We start from the raw sequence: 18,798 nt of genomic DNA, 5'->3' as shown, positions 1-18,798 counted from the left end.
GCAGGAGGAGAAGGAAAAACACTTCTCGCAAAAATGCCACGGCCCGATCGGTAAAACGCTGATTCAAGCCTTCGCTTGAAAGGGAACAGCCATGCCAGAGCGTCAAGGCCGCACACAACCGCTGAAGCGACTGTTTGGCCAGTGAGCCATCTCCCCATGCACAGAGAGTCAGAAAGGCTTCCGCCGTTAACGAACGCTGCCGCCGGATAAAGCCTGTTTTCCGTGCGAGACGGGTTAATTCTTCGGGAGAAAAGAGTTGACGAATGGTTTGAATCCATGCTTTCATTTGTTTTTCCATGAAAAAAATCCTTTCTAACGTGGAGTGTTCGTTAGAAAGGATACCATGTTTTTGACGATGCACAAAGACCAAAATTCTTAACTTGATGGGTATGGGAGTATCGCCTCCCTCTTTATTAGATCAACATTATTATTTTCTACTCAATGAGTTTAAACCCCGACGTCAACGCCACAATCACCGAACCAAGGATGAACAAATTGATCAATACTTGTTTTGCTTTGAATTTCATGTCCTTTTCCCCCTTAAAAATTAGTTTATTGATTCGCAGGAGCGGCCGTTGTTTCTTCAGCATCATCTGCTCTATGCCGCGGTGCACTGAGCATCAGATGCTGGATGAACAAGAACGCCCCTACGTTCATCACAACGTCGCCGATGCTGATGACTTGTTGGCGCGGGTACGGCGGAGACAGCGGGATGATGTCGCCAAGAAACGGCAGAAGCGTATCCGATGTGATCGCCTGGTGCTTGCCGTACAGACCGGCTTTTAACGCTTCGATATATTCGCGGCCGAGAAATTGGGCGGCTTCGATCGAGACCGGCATCCGTCCGCCGTTTACGGCCATGACGATAAAGTTGAGCAAGACGCCGGCGAAGATGACCGGAAACCCTGGCTGATGGCGGTTGAGCCATAAAAACGCGAGCCCGGTGATGTAGACGAGGAGAAAAATGCCGTTGCTCATGCTCGAGATCCATGCGACCCGCTCTTGCAGGAAAAAGACCACAAACTGCACCGCCAATAAGATCGGGAACAGCCAACCGAAGCGCAATTTCATGTTGGCCAACCCTTTCAGGCTTCCGCCGCGAAACCAGCCGATCAACAACGACAAAATGATTCCATCGTAAACCATAATGCTGTCCCCTTGATAAACAGAATTTTCTCTTTTTTCTAAACTGCTATCCTCACTTCTATTTTTACCGTTTTTTTCATTCCATGTAAATAGTCTGTTCGTCCTAACTGCAAACAAATTTTGATGAATATCGTTTCTTTCTTTTCTTTTTCGTCATTCTTTGAAACAAGAAACGACAAAAACAGCGGCATGTATATCCATTGAATAGTGACAAAGAACCTACCCTCAATGGAATGATCCCCCGACTGCAAATGCGGCATGCGTTTTTCTCGTTGAAAGATAAAAAGCCCTTTTTTATTATTCCGTATTGCTTTTCGGAAGATTATTGTTATAATTGTTTATACAGTAATAATTTTATGGATAAAAACGTCCTTTTTGCCCATTATATGGAAAGGAGATGAAAAAGAAATGGACGCGGAAATGTTGGGAAGCAAGAATGACAAAACGTATACACGTCGGATTAGCCAAGTCGGGAATAGTTTGTCCGTTAGCATCCCGAAAGATTTAGCCACGATGCTAAACCTAAATAAAGGCGATGAAATCGAAATATATTACGACAAGGAACGAGGGGAAATCGTGATGAAACGCGCAAACCGAATTCCAAAAGGAGTCCGTCCTGAAGTCGCGATGGCAATGAACCGCGCGATCTCCAAATATGACGAAGCGCTGCGCAACTTGAAATATAGATAAAGGAGCAGCTGGAGGAAAACATGGTTTATTATTTGACAGCGGAAGAAATCCTATTTATCCATTACACGGTCATGGAAATGTACGACGACGCAGAACAAGCGGGGATCCAATTCCCCGATAAATTCGCGTGGATGTTGGAAAGGCCGAAAGCGAAATTGTTCGGGGAGGAACAGTTCCCTTCGATTATCGAAAAGGCGTGCTGCTATTACCATTCCATCGCGACAGGTCATATTTTCCACAACGGCAATAAGCGGACGGCTTTAACCGTATTCGTCACGTTCCTTGATTTGAATGGATATGAGTTCACGATGACCAATAAAGAAGCGGAAAATTTCACAGTGTACCTTGTCGAGGATGCCAAGTTCCGAGGAAATGATTGCATCCAGCATCTTGTCCACGAATTAGAAGGTTACATCCGCCCCATCCAAAAACGAAAAGAATGAGGAAAAGAGTGAGGAAAAGAGCGGGCCAAAGCCGGGTCAAGTTCAATTATTGCGTAAAATTCCATCGCCAACACAGTAAACTTGGATGACAGGACCACAACGTCGTTTTTTGCTGCTTTGTTTTTACACAACTGTGCGAACCTTGATCCAAAGCCGCCTTTTCGCTATTCGCAGCTTTTCATACTTTTACCTTGCGGCAGGTATTGAGTATTGTCAAAAGTTTATCCTCCACACTCACGGTCTTCCCTTGAGTTTCAACGGTTGAACGAAAAAAGCTTTCTACCCCCGGTGTTTCGGCCATCATTGAGGCAACAACACCCAACAGCCAAAACAAAGAGCGGCCTGATCTTTTGTCCTCCAGAGCCCGTTGAAACGAAAGTTTGCCCATTGCATCCCCGCTTATTTTTTGGCTATCCTACAACCATGGAAGCGAAAGTCTTTCGTCGGAAAATGAAAAAACGGATTCCGATCATCGTCAGGAATCCGTTTGTCTTGAACGGATTATCTCTCCGTCCCGCAGCTGCCTCGGCAATGGTCAGCCGCATGGCATGACGCGCACGCCCCTTTGGCGCTTTTTTTCACGTGGCGAACCAGCGTCCAGCCGGCGTAGGCAAAAATCGCTCCGCCGATCACAAGATTCGCGATCATCGATTCTCTCTCCTTTCATGAATAACCAAGCATATGCCCAAACTGATAGACGGCAAACGAAATGACATACGCAACCGTCAGCGCGCATCCGATTGACAACAGCGTCCATTTCCGCGACCCGGTTTCTTTGCGAATCGCCGCCACCGTCGCTAGACACGGCGTATAAAGCAGGACGAACACCATAAAGCTGAACGCCGACAGCGGCGTGAAATGTGAAGCGATCACCTGCTTCAGCCCGTTCGCCTCATGAACGTGGTAAATAATATTCATCGTGGACACGACGACTTCTTTCGCCAAAAAGCCGGTGATCAAAGCCGCGCCCGCCTGCCAGGCGCCAAAGCCAAGCGGGGCGAGCAACGGAGCGATGAGGCCGCCAATGGCGGCGAGAAAACTGTCATCCATGGCAACGCCGACCCCATGCGGCCCGATGTACGTCAACAGCCAAATGGCGACCGAACCGCCAAAAATAAACGTGCCGGCTTTGCGAACGAACCCTTTCCCTTTCTCCCATGTGCTCCGCCATAACGTGAGCGCCTGCGGCACGCGGTATGGCGGCAATTCAATGACAAACAGCGAACTTTCGTTTTTCAAGAGCGTCGATGAGAACAACTTGGCAAGCCCCAAAGCCACTGCAATGCCAAGCACGTAAAGTGAAAACACGACAAGCGCCTGCTCGCGGACGAAAAACGTGCCGGCAAACAAGGCGTACACCGGCAAGCGGGCGGAACACGACATGAACGGCAGCGCCAAGATCGTCAACAGCCGTTCTTTCGGCTGCTCAATCGTCCGCGCCGCCATCACCCCGGGAACGTTGCAGCCAAAGCCAATGATCATCGGGATAAACGCCTTGCCGTTTAACCCGATCGCTTCCATCATCCGGTCCATCACCATCGCCACGCGCGCCATATATCCGGAGTCTTCAAGCAAAGAAATGAAAAAGAACAAAATGAAAATTTGCGGCACAAACACCAACACCCCGCCGACCCCAGCGACAATCCCGTCCAAAACGAGCGCCTTGATAAACGGCGATGCCCCTGCCCAGTCGAGAAAACGGGACAACCCATCTGCCAGCGGACCGGAGAAAAACGCATCAAGCCGATCGGCAAGCGGCGTCCCCAGCCAGTTAAACGTCAGCATAAACACCACATACATCAGCGCCAAAAAAATCGGCAGCCCGACATAACGGTTTGTTACAACCGCGTCGATTTTTTCCGTTAGCGTCAGCGGTTTTTGCTCAAACTCGATGGCCGTCGCAGCGATTGTTTCACTGATCCAACGGTCACGCGTTTCATAAATATGCTTGGCTGCCTGACAGCCGAGCGCCTGTTCCGTCTCCTCACGGATCGCCAACAACGGTGACAAATCGAATCGCCCGCGCAAATAGGCGGCGATGCGTTCATTCCCCTCCAAAAACTGCAACGCCACCCATCGTTTGTTTCCAGGCACATCGTCCGGCAGCTGCTCGGCAATGCTCCGGATGGCATTCTCCACCTCGACGCCGTAATCGACGGCGATGGAGGAATGAGGCTTGTCTTTTGCCGCCAAAACGGCGTGAACCAATTCGTTCGTTCCTTTTCCTGTTCGGGCGATGACCGGGATAACAGGAACGCCAAGATACTTCGACAGTTTAGCGGCGTCCACTTTCACGCCCCGTTTTTCCGCCACATCGACCATGTTTAGCGCGATGACAACGGGACGGCCAAATTCCAGCAGCTGAACGGTCAAATGCAAATTGCGGCGCAACTGCGACGCGTCAACGATATTGACAATCGCTGAGCACGGCTCGGTCAATAAAAAATCGGTCGCCACTCCTTCATCACGGGACAGTGGCTGAAGCGAATACACGCCGGGCAAATCGACGACCGGCACCCCGTGCTGGCGAAGCACTCCTACTTTCTTCTCGACCGTCACCCCGCTCCAGTTGCCCACATATTCATAAGACCCAGTTAAGCAGTTAAACAATGACGTTTTGCCAGTATTGGGGTTGCCAAACAGCGCTACGTACGCCATCATTTCACCTCAATCGCCGACGCTTCTTTGCGCCGCAAGCCGATGGCCTGCCCATCGACTTCGACCATCACCGGTCCGCCAAACGGCATCGCCGCTTTCAACCGCACCATTTTTCCTTCTTTCACCCCTAGATGAAGAAGACGCTGTTTCAGTGCCTCCTGCTCCACGGCCAGACGGACGACGACCGCTGTTTCCCCTTTATGCAAATCAGTCAGCACCATGATCATTTCCCCCTGTTTTTCTATCCGCTCTCCTGTGGTTCAATAATGATTCTTCTTCTCAATTTCAATCATACCATAAGCTAAGAAAAAAGGAGTGACATTTTTCACAATCATTCCTCATTGTCACCATTTCTTCAAAATTCGCCACCTCATCAGTTGGATTTTTCTGAAAAGTATATATAATTTTTTGTATATCTTTCCCATCTTTGCTCAAGGAGGAAGCTCAATGAACACACTAGGAAAAATCAGCAACTTTGTCGGCAACACCTTTGCCATCTGGGTGCTTCTGTTTGGAGCGCTCGCCTTTTTCGCTCCCAGCGCATTTACGTGGATCGCTCCGTATATCGTGCCGCTTCTAGGCATCGTGATGTTTGGCATGGGATTGACGCTGTCAGCGAACGATTTTAAAGAGGTGTTCAAACGTCCGCTTGATGTGTTGATCGGCGTCGTTGCCCAATTTCTGATCATGCCGCTTATCGCGTTTTTGCTCGCTTATTTCTTGCCGGTTTCGCGCGAAGTGGCGCTCGGCATTATTTTAGTCGGCTGCTGTCCGGGCGGAACGGCGTCCAACGTCATGACGTATTTGGCGAAAGGGGACACGGCGCTGTCGGTCGCCGTCACCTCGGTTTCGACGATTTTGGCGCCGATTTTGACGCCTTCGCTCATCTTGCTTTTAGCTGGAAAATGGCTGTCCGTATCCGCTGCCGCGTTGTTTTGGTCAATCGTCAAAGTCGTGCTGATTCCGATTGTTTTAGGGCTCATCGCCCAGGCGCTGTTCCAAAAGCAAGTAAAAGCGTGCATCCCGGCGCTGCCGCTCGTTTCGGTCATCGCCATTGTAGCCATCGTCGCCGCCGTCGTCGGGCAAAACCAAGCCGCCATTGCCAAAAGCGGGCTTCTTATTTTTCTGATTGTAGTCGCTCACAACGGATTGGGGCTGCTGCTTGGGTATTGGTTTGCCAAACTGTTTCGCCTGTCGCCGCCAAAACAAAAGGCGATTTCCATTGAAGTGGGCATGCAAAACTCTGGGCTTGGTGCGGCCTTAGCGACCGCCCATTTTTCGCCGCTCGCCGCCGTTCCAAGCGCTATTTTCAGCGTCTGGCACAATATTTCCGGTCCGATGGTCGCAACATACTTCCGCAAACAAGCAGACCGCCAGACAACGGATGAACAAACGATTTCCGCTTGACCTCTCTCACGCTTTGTTTAGCCGCAAAAAAGCTGTCTCCCGAAATGAAACGACCGTTTTTCGGAGACAGCTTTTCTGCCTATTATCACGCTGTTTTTCCGCTCTCGGACGATTAGGCGCTCTTTGGAAACAAAAAGCGGACATCCGCCCTCAATCTCATTTCACAGCGCCCCCTCAAACGGAAACACCATCCTTCCCGCTAGTTCCGGGAAATCAATGAACGGATTGCGGTTGCCTTGGATGAAAAAAATCGCGCTGTTGCGATGATGCTCATACACTGTCGGCGGAAATTGTTCGTGCCAACGGACAAGGAGCGGAATATCGATTTTGCGCCGGAATGATTTCGCGATCGCCTTCGGGTAGCGAAGCAGAAAGTAAAGCATCGCCCTTGCCGCCGTCCCTTTGCCGTATTCCGGCTCGAAATAGCCGTTATGAACGACGCCGCAGCGGTTTTGGATTTGCTCGTCGGGATCTTCCGGATTGTAAAACGGGAAATCCGCGTACGGAAAATTCGACCGCATCGTATTGCACTCCGGCTGGCAGACGAACAAATGATGCAAATCGCCTTTCATCGGTTCACGCGCGCCAAACCATGACTGCGGGACAACATGTTCGGCATTGAATTTCCACTGCTGCTCGATCGTGTTCACCCGCTCGTGCACCTCGCCCGGCCCTTGTTTGGCTTTTTTCAGCAGCTGGCGGAATTCGTCATAACGCCGCTTCATCGTTTCCACATCTTGGACGATTAACGTTTTCGGATCTTTCCGCTCGCCCGAATACAAGCTGCGCACCGTTCCGTCCGGCTGCAAGTCGACCCATGTGTACAAATACTCATCCTTGCTGAAAAAATACGGCAGCCGTCGCTTATGGGTGCGCGCCGCTAATTCATGATAGCGGACAAACAACATCAATCCATCCCCTTCAAGCGGCAGACGGCGGTAATACCGTTCGCGCGCCCGCTCATCTTCTGCGGCCTGATAATACGCATCCTCCACCGCGAGCCGCTCATTCAGCTGCTCGAGCCGTTCTTTCGGATCTTCCTCCCGCCATTGGCCGAGCTCCTCAAGCCGCCGTTCCGCCTCTCCCATCAGCGTTCCCCTTTCTTTTTTCTTTTAGTGTATCACGGAAGACGAAAGAGGACGATAACGGCGTTAATGCAAAAGAAACGATGTCGCGCCGAACAAAACGGCGGCGATGCCGGCGGCGATCAACGACGGAATCAGCTTCGTTCGCGCGTATTCCATCACCGGCAAATCCAAAATAGTGCAAAGCGTCACCGTATTGTCGCTAAGCGGCGACGCAAACGCCCCGAACGTCCCACTCGCAAACACCGCGCCGATGACCGGCAAAATGTTCGTTCCCGACTGGCTCGCGAGCGTCACACCAAGCGGCATCAACATCCCCCACGTCCCCCATGACGAGCCGATGAAGTAGGAAATGACGGCGCCAAGCAAAAACAAAATCGGGGCGACAAAAAACGGTGGAATCCATTGTTGCACATGGCTCGTAATGTATTGGGAAAACCCTAAGTCTTCCGCCACCGCCGACAGCGCCCAAATGAGCGCCAACATCACAATGACCGACATCAGCTCATTGCCGCCTTTCACAAAATGGGTCAACAAATCGTTCAATTTAAATCGTTGCCAAAGGAAAAAGGCGACAGCGATAATTACAGTAAACAACAGCGCCTCCAACATCGCGCCGAGCGCATCGCTCCGCAAAAAAGCATCCCAAAACGTCCGCGCTCCGCGATGGCCGTCCCACCAGCTTAAAAACAGCGTCAAAACAAGAACGACTGAAAGTGGAACGATCAAATTCCACGGTTTCACCGGCGTTTCTTTCTGATAGGCGCGCGGGCACGTCTGCATCGCGTCCCCTTCTTCCCCTTGCGCTTCGTTCGGATCGCTGCCATCAGGCTGCTGTTCTTCCGCCATTTCGAGCGCCAACCGCTTGTTCCAGCGCCGAATCGGCTCCATTCCCCGCGCTTCGCTCACCGCCGCCTGCTTTCGCCGCGAATAAACAAAAAAACTATAGTAGAGCCCAACAGCGATAATCGCGTACGAGAAAAAGTTAAACGGAATGCTTCGGACGTACACGATGTACGGCTCCGCACCGATGCCGGCCGTATCAAGCGCCTTGTCGATGACCGACACCATATAGCCGACAAAGGCAGTGGCGATCGGAATCAAGGCAACGACCGGGTTGGAAGTCACCTCAATGGCAAAGCCGATTTGCTGGGACGACAGCCCGAGCCGTTTGCTCAGCGCCTTCATGATCGGAGCGACGGTGACGATGCGAAAATCGGGGTCGCTGAATGTCACCATCGTCGATATCCACGTCAAGAACATGGCGGTTTTCGCCGACTTCACTTTTTTGCTGACGAGATGGACGAATCCTTTGATTCCGCCGGTGTATTTGATCATGCTGACAAGGCCGGCGAACACATACAAGAACATGATGATGCGGATGTTGTTCGTCTGCATCAAGTTATCGACGACGTAATGAAGCATCGTCCGCAGTCCACCAAGCAAGGACGGGGTCATCAAATAACTGCCAACCAACAGCCCGACAAACAGCCCCGGGATGACTTGCTTCGTCCAAATCGAAATCGGGATGACGACGAAAAATGGCAAGAGAGCTTTCCACGACGGTTCCATTGGCCATTCACTCCTTTCTTTAAAATAGTATGGCGATTGTTTCCTCTGTCTATGCAATCCGCTGCGAATCTTCATCCAACAACACGGAAACAGCTGCGAAAAAAGTGCAAGAGGACATACACGAATGAAACCGCTTTCCTGCTCCGAAAATAAAAAAGCTGCCTATTAGACAGCTTTCACTGCTTCTTTTTGGGACGAGAGCGCCAACAAATGGAGCGTCATCTCCGGCTTCGAGCCGACTCGGATGTTTACCCCGGTTTGCCCGAGCCCTTCGTTAATGTAAAACGGTTTCCCGTCCCATTCGTGATAGCCTTTGATCATATTCCGTTCGGTGAGCGTTTTGCTCATTTTCGCCAAATGGTACGGCTTTGGCCAATGAATTTGTCCGCCGTGGAAGTGGCCGGACAACAAGTAGTCAAAATGATAGTCTTTCATATGCGGCACGATGTCTGGATCGTGCGTCAACACGAGGTTAAGGCCGTCTTTGACGCCCGCATACGCCTTTTCAATGTCGCTGCGCCCCGTGTAAAAGTCATCGATGCCAATGATATTGACGGTGTGACCGTTGACGGTAATCGTCTTCGTCTCGTTTTGCAAGACGACGCAGCCGTGCGCCTCAAGCGTCGCTTTCAGGCGCTCGAACGACTCGCCTTGCAGCACGTAATCGTGGTTGCCAAACACGGCGTACATGCCATATGTCGGATTCAACTGTTTCAACGCCGTCAAATACGGACCGAGTTTGACAATGCTTTCCTCACGGTCCAAAAAGTCGCCCGTTAAGGCGATCAAATCGATGCGCTCCCCTTTCAGCTTTTCATACACATCATCCGGGGAAATGGACAGCTTTTCCAAATGAAGGTCAGACAGCTGCAAAATGCGGATGGCGCCGTTCCCACCATCCAGACTGCCGACCTGAACTTTATGCAAAACCGCTTCATACGTGTTGCGGTGGGCTTTGCGAATGGCCAAAACAAGCAATAAAAAGATTGATAGAATAATGAAAACGAACGTCATTGTCTTCTCTCCTCCCTCCATCACTATTATAGTGAAACGGGGGAGAGAAGAAAGAGGGAGTTAGTGGATGAGATGGTAACCATACAATGAAAACAACTTTTCCTTCGACATCAACAAATATTTCGGCGGGCGAACAAGCGGCATGAGACGGTGTTGGGCCACTGTCATCATCGGCCAATGGGATGCCATTTTCAACCAACGTTAAAATGAATCCGCTATGTCAATGACATCAAAAACCTTTGTTTAACATCGTTACGCCGATAATCCCTTTTATGCAGGCGGACTGTTCGTGATGGTAAAGATAATGGGCAACATACGGCAAACTGGCCTTCACCTGTTCGAAAATATAACGTCCTTTTTGAATATCGCCTCGATACTGCATCAGTTCGCGAAGCAGACGAACATTATGAAGGTGAATTTTCAACAGCCAGTCATTGGCCGCAATCGTCGTTCCGTCCGAAAGGTGAATGGTTTCACCCTTGTATCGAAGCAAACGGACGCGAAAAATGGAACGACAGCCGTTCTCTTTCCCACCAGCATATTCAAGGCGGGAACATGCATAATAGAGCGGATCCATCAGTCCCCATACAGACAACAGCCACTGCGTCGCTTTGCTTCTCATTGGCGGCATCCTTCCCCTGCTCGTTCTATCCATTTACATTATGGAATCGATCGAGCGGCATTATAATATGGAGAAAAAAGGAGAAAAGATGGCTACATGACCAGTCGGGAGACGCGCGTACTGAGGTCCAGTTCCATTTCGCCCCCTGCTCGAGGCTTTATCAAAAAAAGCGCGCACGAATCTCTATGCGCGCCAAACAACCATGCTCTTATGATTGGACAAACGCCACTGTGTTTACATCCTGTTGGCACACGGCCAGGCGGTTTTCCGCATGCTTTGCTTCCAAGCAGGGGATGCATCCAAAATTCGAATCTGACCGCGCTCCTAGGAACGCATCCGAAAATGCGCATTCATTTGCCCTTTCAACATCCGCTCACGCAGCTCTTTCGTCATTTCCTGACGGATTTCCCACGTCGACACCCCTTCCTCGCGCTGATTGGCAATTTTCATCAACTGCTCCACATCGGCGAACGAATATTTGCGGATGCCTTTCGAACGGTCAGGGAACACAAGCTTCCGTTCCTCGTAATAACGAATTTGCCGCTGCGACAGCCCGGTCAGCTCGCTGACGACACCGATCGAAATGACTTTTTTGTATTTGTAATGATCCTCTTGAGGATGATCTGTCATACTCCTCACCTCAATTCGTTGTATTTTCTAACGTAATTATACAAAAAATGATGTTAGCCCGCTAACTTTTGTAAATAAAATTAACATATTTTTTAAATTTCCTGTAAATGTACTTAACACATTTGCTGTACACTGAAGAAAAAGATAGTATGGTAAAGGTAAAAACAGGGAGGGAATCGAATGGGGACATGGATGAGAAACGCCGTGCGGAAGAAAAAGCAATTTTATATTGAACAGCTCGTACGGTTCGGCTTAGCCGCTGACCGTGATCGGTTTGAAGAATGGACAATGGCCAAACTGCGACGCGAATACGAACGATTCCACCCCGCCCACACGATCGAAGGAGGACGCCGCCATGGACAAACAAGCGCTCGAACTGGCCAAACGCATCATTGAACTCGATCTTGAGCGCGACGCGATGTTTGAGCAACTGATCGCGCTCATCGGCAACCGAGCAGATGAACTGCTTCGATTTTTGCAAAATCGATTGTAAAACGATCGCAAATGAGAAAGTGCCCTGAATTTCTTCACGGGCACCTTTTTTCACCCTCATTCTTCAACAGAAATCCTTCCGAAATCAGCGCCAAGGCTGGAAAAACTTAAGAAACGCCGCGAACCCCCCTCTTTGTCAACCTAAAGAAAGGACTGTGTTCCCGACGGAGAACGGCTGACACCCCCTTTCGCGGCAGCTCATCCGGCGCAACGCCCCATACGCTTGCGATATACCGCCGGTGTTGCGGATGCTCAATGCTTCGGTAGCCCGGCAGCTGATCGGCTTTTTGTCCATGCTCGCGCCCGCCCTGCCCGTTCCCTTGTCCGGTGATCGAGCCAAACCCAGAGCCAGGACGGCCGATGTTTCCGGTTGCCAGCACGACGTTGATCCACTGTCTGACCGCCGCATAGCCGTCCGTCTGCTGCTCCAAGCCGCGCGCCGTGAGCACGATCGCATCGGCCGCCTCCCCGTACTTTCGCGCCGCCAAGCGAATCTTCTCTTCCGGCACGTCAGTCAGCCGGACGATCTCATCCATCTCCACTGCTTCTATGTGCTGTTTCCATTCGACAAACCCAACCGTCCGCTCGCGCACAAACGCTTCATCGATATATCCTTCGTCAAGCAGCACTTTCCCGATGCCGACGGCCAGCGCCGCATCCGTTCCGGGCTTGAGCGGCAGGTGCAGATCCGCCAACGCCGCCGTTTTCGTTTCCCGCGGATCCACCACGATGATAAAAGCGCCGTTCTTCTTCGCTTCATAAAAATACGGCATCAACGTCGGCTGGCATTCGGCGACATTGGTTCCAGCCAAAATGATCGTCTGGGCGAGTGGAATGTCGGAGAGCGGATTTGTCAACCCGCGGTCAAGACCAAACGCGTCGTTCATCGCGGCCGCGGCAGCCGACATGCAAAAACGGCCGTTGTAGTCGATGTGCCGCGTCTTGAGCGCCACGCGGGCAAATTTCCCGAGCAAATACGCCTCCTCATTCGTCAAGGATCCGCCGCCGTAAACAGCAAACGCATCGACTCCATCTCCTTCTGAATGGAGATGATTCGTTCCGCGATCAGCGAAAGCGCCTCCTCCCAACGGACCCGCACAAACCGGCCGTCCACTTTCGCAAGCGGAACCAACAGCCGCTCGGGATGCAAAGCGTGCTGGCAGGCGTTCATCCCCTTTAAACAAAGGCGGCCGTTGGACGTCGGGTTGTCGGTCGGGACCGCCTTGTAGCGGCGCCGTTCCACAATCCGCTCCTCCACCAGCTGAAGCGTGCACTGGACGCTGCAAAACGGACATTGCGTCGCGGCGGCCGTTTCCGACGCCCGTTCTTTTTCCTTGGCGCGAAAGTAGCGCAGCAATTCGTTCGTCATCGCCATTCCCCCGCTTCCTACAGCTCGACATATACCAAGCCGTCTTTCACCGCCGCGCGGTACGTTTTGACACACCCTTCATCCGGCGCCTGCACCCGGCCGTCTTTCAGGCAAATTTTCCAATCATGGAGCGGACAAAACACAAACTCGCCGCTCACAATACCTTGTGACAAATCGCCTCCTCGATGCGGACAGCGGTTTTCAACGGCAAATACTTGATCATCACTCGTCCGGAACAACGCCAGCTCACGATTCCCGACCCGCACGCATTTTCCGAGCCGCTTCGGCAGCTGTTCCAATGTTCCCACTTCCACCTTCATCCTCTCTTCGTCCTCCCTCTGCATCGATATCTGATCCTGTTTGGCCATTCCTTTACAAACTTTCATGAACAACAACGTAAAATCGTCGTTTCGCAAACGAAAACCTCGTTTCCGGCTGGACGATGGACATCATTTCCCTCTCTTCGTTCCAGCATTGATCCTAACCCATGATCAATCCAGGCGGCGGAACATCAACTTTTTCCGCCCGCCGTCATCCCCCTTCATTCCACCGGCACCGGCTCTTTGTCGCCGATATCGCGGAACAACAGTTGCTGCACTCTCTCGTTTTCGACGATGTCCCGCCACGGATCTGTTGTCGCGGAAAGAGCTTTGTGAAGCCGCTCAAGCAGCGCGCGGCGCGTTTCCACATCGAACAACACTTCGCGGATATGCTCAAGCCCGACGCGCTCGACCCATTTGGACGTCCGTTCCAAATAATGCGCGGACTCGCGGTAATATTGCAAAAAAGCACCAGTCATCTCGATCACTTCGTCTTCCGTCTTGACCGTGCAAAGCAAGTCAGCTGCACGCAAATGGGTGCCGCCGTTGCCGCCGACATAAATCTCCCATCCGCCCTCGACGCCGACGACGCCGACATCTTTAATGCCCGATTCCGCACAGTTGCGCGGGCAGGCGGAGACGGCCATTTTCACTTTATGCGGCGTTTTCAGCCGCTCAAATGTTTGTTCCATCCGAATGCCAAGCCCGGTCGAATCTTGCGTCCCAAAGCGGCAAAACTGCTTGCCGACGCACGTTTTCACCGTCCGAAGCGCCTTGGCGTAGGCGTAGCCTGACGGCATGCCGAGATCGGCCCAAATGCGCGGCAAATCTTCTTTTTTCACCCCAAGCAAGTCAATGCGCTGCCCGCCGGTGATCTTAATCATCGGCACGTTGTATTTTTCCGCGACATCAGCGATGTTCCGCAGCTGTTCGGCTGTCGTCACCCCGCCATATATGCGCGGGACAACGGAGTACGTGCCGTCGGCCTGGATGTTGGCGTGCAGCCGCTCATTGACAAACAACGATTCCGCTTCTTCATCGTACTCGCCCGGATACAACATGCCCAGGTAATAATTGAGCGCCGGACGGCATTTCGAACACCCTTCCTCGTTTTTCCATCCCAATACACTCATCACTTCTTTGACCGTCATCAGCCGCTTTTCTTTGATCGCTGCAACCACTTCCTCGCGGCTTAGGTCCGTGCAGCCGCAGATCGTTTCTTTCACCGCATACCGGTTCGCTTCTTCACCAAGCATAAGCTCAAGCAGCTCGGCGACAAGCCCTTTGCATCCGCCGCACGAGCGAGACGCGTTCGTATAGTCGCGCACCTCGGCGACCGTCTTAAGCCCATGTTCGGCAATCGCCTGACAAATCGCGCCTTTTGTCACCCCGTTGCAACCGCAAACCACATCGGTGTCGGCCATCGCCGCCGCAAGGCTTCCCTTCCCGCCTAAAGCGGCTGGGGCAAACAGCGACAGCGAGAGCGCCTCAACCGAATCGCCGCGCTGGATCATATCGAACAGCTTTCGACCTTCGCTCGTATCGCCAAACAGCACCGCCCCAACGATTTTCCCTTGGCGAACGACGACTTTCTTGTACACCGAGCGCGCTTCGTCATACAGTTTGATCGACTCCGTCCCTTCGCCATCCATAAATTCACCAGCCGAGAACACATCGACACCGGACACTTTCAGCTGAGTCGCAACGACCGATCCTTCATACGGCTTTCCTTTTCGGCCGCAAATCGCCTCTGCCAGCACTTTCCCCTGCTCATAAAGCGGAGCGACGAGCCCATACACAACACCGCGATGTTCCGCGCATTCACCGACCGCGTAAATGTGCGGCACGCTCGTTTCCAAGTAGTCATTGACAACGATCCCTCGATTCACTTCAATGCCGCTTCTCCGCGCTAAATCAACATTCGGACGAATGCCGACCGCCATCACCACCAAGTCGGCGGCAATGGACGTACCGTCCTTAAACCGCACTCCTTCCACACGGCCGTTGCCGAACAATTCAGCCGTCTCTTTGCGAAGCAAAAAGTTCATTCCTTGTTTCTCCAGCTCCCGCTGCAGCAGCTTCGAAGCGGTCGGGTCAAGCTGGCGTTCCATCAAATAGTCGAAAATATGGATGACATCGACATCCATCCCTAAGTGAAGCAACCCGCGCGCCGCCTCCAATCCAAGCAAGCCGCCGCCGATGACCGCCGCTTTTTTGTATGTCTTCGCATATTCGATCATCCGCTCGCAATCTTGGATATCGCGAAACGCCGTCACCCCGGGCAAATCCGCCCCCGGCACCGGCAAGATAAACGGATTCGACCCTGTCGCGAAAATCAATTCATCGTATTCGACTACCCGCCCACGGTCGGTCCGGACAAGCCGCCGCTTGATGTCGACTTCCGTCACCGTTTCGCCGACAAACAGCTGAATACCGTTTCGTTCGTACCATTCCCAACTGTTCAACGTAATGTCATCAAGACGCGTATCTCCTTGCAGCACCTCCGACAATAAAATGCGGTTATAGTTCGGATGCGGTTCGCTGCCAAAAATCGTGATCTCAAACGCCTCGCGGTCAAGTTTTAAAATCTCCTCGACGCAGCGAACCCCCGCCATGCCGTTGCCGATTAACACGAGTTTTCGTCTCACGTCGCCATCCCTCCATCTTCGTTACTTTGTTTATCGTCATCGATGCAGCCAAAGTCGGATCGTCATCACCAGCAGCTCCCATAATCCGACTGTTTTTGTTCGCATCACCCTCACAATTTCCCCTTTGCCTTGGCTGTGCCCATCATATCACGTCAAACATGAAGCATGCATTTTTTTGTAAGATTATATAACACAATTTTAACAAGAAACATAATAATCATATAAAAATAAAAAATCAGATTAATATACGTATTTGTCGAAAAATGTAACTTTTTTATAACCATAAAAAAGCGACCTTCCGCTTGATGGAGCGGAGGCCGCTTCTTGTTGGAGGTTTACTCGTTAAGGGGATCATCAGTGAATCGGACGGGATTCCAGCAATTCATCGATAATGCGCGCGTAGTGGTCAATGCGCCGCTCCAGCTCCTCCATCTGCCGCTCAAGGCGGGTGACGTATTGACGGAAGGTCATCGGAGCGCCGAATCGCTGTTCGAGCCGCTCTTCGATTTTCTGCCGCTCGCCGTGGACAGAGACGAAGATGCGCATCTCGCGGCCGAACACTTCGCGGACGGTTTCACTGATGAGTTCGCCGTATCTTGTTTGCAGCCATTCACATTGAATGTCGTTGAGGCATTCAATGATGAGCCAATCGTCATCCACCGTCGCCGACGTCGAGGCAAACCACGTGTCAAACGACGGGCCGGGCAGCTTTTGCGCAAGCTTCGTTTTCACTTGTTCCCAAAGATGGTGCTCCTTCACACACTCACCTCCTTTCGTCTACTCGCCTGGCTGCCATACATGTTCGCGCAATTTCGCCCGAATGTCATCCGGAATCGGTTCAGGCCGCCCGGTGTCAAAATTGAAATTGACATACACCGCCCGCCCTTTCGCGCACACCACCCCGTTTTGGTGGATTTCTTCATAAATCGTGAGGCTTGTGTTGCCGATGCGCCCAATGCCGGTATACACAGTCACATCTTGCCCATAATACAGTTGGTTGACGTAGTCAACCTCCATGCGGATGATCACCATCCGCCAACGTTTGAATGACAAGTCAGGTGTAAACAGCTTGAAAATTTCATGCCGCCCTGCTTCAAACCAAACGGGCACTGTCGTATTGTTTATGGCCGACTCCGTCCGTTTCTGACACGCGCGGCGTAATGACAGTCGTAAACACGAACGCCCCTCCTCCACAAGAACTGGAATCGTCTTTTGTCGAATTTCGGCGGCTGATGTATATGTGTTCGCTTCACGACGTGGAAATTCCTGCTTCACCATCAAGAAAACATGAAAAACGTCGCCCCTTGAGCGGAAGGGGGATCCAACTTGAGAAGTGAGACCCTATTTCCAACAGCCAAAGAAAAAACAGGAGCCTGAAGCAGCCCCTGTTTGTTTCTCCTCACCCTTTATCCGGTTCGACGATCGTCCCTGTAAACGCTGCTTGATAAATCGCGCGGATGTCGGCTTCCGAAAGCGGCATCGGGCTGCGGGCGAGCAGCCGTTTTTGCTGGACGGCGTCTTTCGTCAGACTTTCTAATGCGCTTTCCGGAATGCCAAAACCGCTGAGCGTCTTCGGAATGCCGACATCGGCGACGAGGCGCTCAAGCTCCTCGACGCAGCGGTGCGACGCCTCCTCCTCTGATAAAAAGCTCGAGTTGCCGCCGAGGGCGTTTAAGATATCAGCCATTCGTTTCGTGCAGCTTTGGCGAATGTAGCCCATCACATACGGCAAGAGCACAGCATTTGATTCGCCATGGGCGATATGAAACTGTCCGCCGAGCGGATACGCAAGCGCATGCACGCCCGCCACGCCGGCGTTGAAAAACGCCAACCCAGCCAGGTAGCTGCCGTTCGCCATATCGATGCGCGCCTGTTGGTCCGCTCCATGTTCCACCGCCTTGCGCAATGAGGCGCATCGCCTGAAGCGCCAAGCCGTCCGACGTCGGGCTCGCATTGACCGACACGTACGCCTCGACCGCATGGGTGAGCGCATCGATCCCAGTCGCCGCCGTCACCCGCGGCGGGACGGAAACCGTAAGCTGCGGGTCGACGATCGCCACATCCGCCAACAAATAGTCATGCGTCACGACATCTTTCGTCGTGTCTAGCGACAAGACGGAGATGTTCGTCACCTCCGACCCGGTGCCTGATGTCGTCGGAATCAATATTTTCGGCAATCCTTTTTTCTCAAGCGTTCTCGTCCCCGTCAAGTTTAAATAATCGGCGACCGAACCTTTATGCACGGCCAAAACAGCGGCCAGTTTCGCCAAATCCATCGCGCTGCCGCCGACCCCGATGACGAGATCAAACTCTCCGCCGCGGGCAAACGCCACCGCCTTTTCCCCCGTTTCAAGCGGCGGCTCCGGCACAACATCCGTATACACATGCACGCTGCACCCTGCTTGCCGGAGCGGAGATGCCACTTGCTCGACGAGACCGAGTTTTTCAAGCGCTGGATCGGTGATCACCAACACGTGTGTACCCCCAAGCCTTTTTACTTCTGGAACCAACTGCGTAAGCGCCCCCCCAGCCGACATAGCTGAGCGGCGGAAAGACGATGCGGGATGCGGTCATCAATACTGCCCCTTTCTTTCATTCGTAGTATCCTTCTGTGGATTTGCGAAATTGGCTAAATTGTTCTGCATCATGACCAAACCAAATTACCCGAGAAGCCCCATCCGTTGCGCGAGAAAGGTCGCTGG

17 protein-coding genes and 5 pseudogenes are annotated in these 18,798 nt (G+C 52.2%); 5 read left to right on the top strand and 17 right to left on the bottom strand.

Annotation, left to right across the window (positions count from 1 at the left end; genetic code table 11):
* A pseudogene (locus AP057_RS10845) lies at window positions 1–298 on the bottom strand (IS4 family transposase); the annotation flags it as partial.
* Window positions 299–552: 254 nt separating this feature from the next.
* Complete coding sequence (locus tag AP057_RS10840) at window positions 553–1,146, bottom strand: DUF5317 domain-containing protein (RefSeq protein ID WP_055358726.1); 594 nt, start codon at window positions 1,144–1,146, stop codon at window positions 553–555.
* A gap of 408 nt (window positions 1,147–1,554) precedes the next feature.
* Between AP057_RS10840 and AP057_RS10830 the strand changes: the two genes are divergently transcribed.
* Both AP057_RS10830 and AP057_RS10825 read left to right on the top strand, forming a co-directional pair.
* Window positions 1,555–1,836: an AbrB/MazE/SpoVT family DNA-binding domain-containing protein gene (locus AP057_RS10830; RefSeq protein ID WP_049626673.1), complete on the top strand. Its 282-nt coding sequence runs from the start codon at window positions 1,555–1,557 to the stop codon at window positions 1,834–1,836.
* A 20-nt stretch (window positions 1,837–1,856) separates the two neighbouring features.
* Complete coding sequence (locus AP057_RS10825) at window positions 1,857–2,279, top strand: type II toxin-antitoxin system death-on-curing family toxin (RefSeq protein ID WP_021321483.1); 423 nt, start codon at window positions 1,857–1,859, stop codon at window positions 2,277–2,279.
* A 178-nt stretch (window positions 2,280–2,457) separates the two neighbouring features.
* Here the strand turns inward: AP057_RS10825 and AP057_RS10820 are convergent, their stop codons facing one another.
* The 4 genes from AP057_RS10820 to AP057_RS10810 all read right to left on the bottom strand — a co-directional run bounded on the left by AP057_RS10820 (window position 2,458) and on the right by AP057_RS10810 (window position 5,158).
* Window positions 2,458–2,667, bottom strand: a complete 210-nt coding sequence (locus AP057_RS10820; RefSeq protein WP_021321482.1) for a hypothetical protein — start codon at window positions 2,665–2,667, stop codon at window positions 2,458–2,460.
* Window positions 2,668–2,780: 113 nt separating this feature from the next.
* Complete coding sequence (locus AP057_RS16410) at window positions 2,781–2,927, bottom strand: FeoB-associated Cys-rich membrane protein (RefSeq protein WP_014195950.1); 147 nt, start codon at window positions 2,925–2,927, stop codon at window positions 2,781–2,783.
* A gap of 15 nt (window positions 2,928–2,942) precedes the next feature.
* Window positions 2,943–4,937, bottom strand: coding sequence for a ferrous iron transport protein B (feoB, locus tag AP057_RS10815; protein ID WP_082432208.1), 1,995 nt, complete (start codon window positions 4,935–4,937; stop codon window positions 2,943–2,945).
* Window positions 4,937–5,158: a FeoA family protein gene (locus AP057_RS10810; RefSeq protein WP_055358723.1), complete on the bottom strand. Its 222-nt coding sequence runs from the start codon at window positions 5,156–5,158 to the stop codon at window positions 4,937–4,939. The genes feoB and AP057_RS10810 overlap by 1 nt, the downstream gene beginning before the upstream one ends.
* A gap of 226 nt (window positions 5,159–5,384) precedes the next feature.
* Between AP057_RS10810 and AP057_RS10805 the strand changes: the two genes are divergently transcribed.
* Complete coding sequence (locus tag AP057_RS10805) at window positions 5,385–6,344, top strand: bile acid:sodium symporter family protein (protein ID WP_055358722.1); 960 nt, start codon at window positions 5,385–5,387, stop codon at window positions 6,342–6,344.
* Window positions 6,345–6,505: 161 nt separating this feature from the next.
* Here AP057_RS10805 and AP057_RS10800 read toward each other — a convergent pair whose 3' ends face one another.
* The 5 genes and pseudogenes from AP057_RS10800 to AP057_RS10780 all read right to left on the bottom strand — a co-directional run bounded on the left by AP057_RS10800 (window position 6,506) and on the right by AP057_RS10780 (window position 11,267).
* Window positions 6,506–7,432 (bottom strand): endonuclease I family protein, encoded by a 927-nt coding sequence (locus tag AP057_RS10800; protein ID WP_049625240.1) that lies wholly within the window; start codon window positions 7,430–7,432, stop codon window positions 6,506–6,508.
* A 63-nt stretch (window positions 7,433–7,495) separates the two neighbouring features.
* Entirely contained in the window at window positions 7,496–9,001 is a 1,506-nt protein-coding gene (locus AP057_RS10795) for a Na+/H+ antiporter NhaC family protein (protein WP_049625239.1), read from the bottom strand.
* 165 nt (window positions 9,002–9,166) lie between these two features.
* Window positions 9,167–10,015 (bottom strand): metallophosphoesterase, encoded by an 849-nt coding sequence (locus AP057_RS10790; RefSeq protein WP_055358721.1) that lies wholly within the window; start codon window positions 10,013–10,015, stop codon window positions 9,167–9,169.
* 60 nt (window positions 10,016–10,075) lie between these two features.
* Window positions 10,076–10,637 (bottom strand): annotated as a pseudogene (locus AP057_RS10785) (hypothetical protein).
* 324 nt (window positions 10,638–10,961) lie between these two features.
* Entirely contained in the window at window positions 10,962–11,267 is a 306-nt protein-coding gene (locus AP057_RS10780) for a MerR family transcriptional regulator (protein WP_047818455.1), read from the bottom strand.
* A gap of 180 nt (window positions 11,268–11,447) precedes the next feature.
* Between AP057_RS10780 and AP057_RS16405 the strand changes: the two genes are divergently transcribed.
* Both AP057_RS16405 and AP057_RS17540 read left to right on the top strand, forming a co-directional pair.
* A complete protein-coding gene (locus tag AP057_RS16405) occupies window positions 11,448–11,663 on the top strand; it encodes a Fur-regulated basic protein FbpA (RefSeq protein WP_082432207.1) in 216 nt (71 codons plus the stop codon).
* Window positions 11,623–11,760 carry a hypothetical protein gene (locus AP057_RS17540; protein WP_011231352.1) on the top strand — a complete coding sequence of 46 codons (138 nt, stop codon included), beginning with the start codon at window positions 11,623–11,625 and terminating at the stop codon, window positions 11,758–11,760. Before AP057_RS16405 ends, AP057_RS17540 begins: the two co-directional genes overlap by 41 nt.
* A gap of 172 nt (window positions 11,761–11,932) precedes the next feature.
* Here the strand turns inward: AP057_RS17540 and AP057_RS10775 are convergent.
* The 6 genes and pseudogenes from AP057_RS10775 to AP057_RS10750 all read right to left on the bottom strand — a co-directional run.
* Window positions 11,933–13,134, bottom strand: a pseudogene (locus AP057_RS10775) (molybdopterin-dependent oxidoreductase); the annotation flags it as partial.
* Between the two features lie 11 nt (window positions 13,135–13,145).
* Window positions 13,146–13,448, bottom strand: a complete 303-nt coding sequence (gene nirD / locus AP057_RS10770; RefSeq protein WP_049626735.1) for a nitrite reductase small subunit NirD — start codon at window positions 13,446–13,448, stop codon at window positions 13,146–13,148.
* 221 nt (window positions 13,449–13,669) lie between these two features.
* Window positions 13,670–16,096: a nitrite reductase large subunit NirB gene (gene nirB / locus AP057_RS10765; protein WP_055358720.1), complete on the bottom strand. Its 2,427-nt coding sequence runs from the start codon at window positions 16,094–16,096 to the stop codon at window positions 13,670–13,672.
* Between the two features lie 354 nt (window positions 16,097–16,450).
* Complete coding sequence (locus AP057_RS10760) at window positions 16,451–16,855, bottom strand: DnaA N-terminal domain-containing protein (protein ID WP_014195972.1); 405 nt, start codon at window positions 16,853–16,855, stop codon at window positions 16,451–16,453.
* An 18-nt stretch (window positions 16,856–16,873) separates the two neighbouring features.
* Window positions 16,874–17,273 (bottom strand): annotated as a pseudogene (locus AP057_RS10755) (acyl-CoA thioesterase).
* Window positions 17,274–17,495: 222 nt separating this feature from the next.
* Window positions 17,496–18,670 (bottom strand): annotated as a pseudogene (locus tag AP057_RS10750) (iron-containing alcohol dehydrogenase).
* Window positions 18,671–18,798 lie beyond the last annotated feature (128 nt).

The organism is Geobacillus sp. Sah69 (assembly GCF_001414205.1).
GTDB classification, from domain to species: domain Bacteria; phylum Bacillota; class Bacilli; order Bacillales; family Anoxybacillaceae; genus Geobacillus; species Geobacillus stearothermophilus.
The sequence above is the reverse complement of the archived record's forward strand: the minus strand, read 5'-3'. Positions and strand labels throughout refer to the sequence as shown.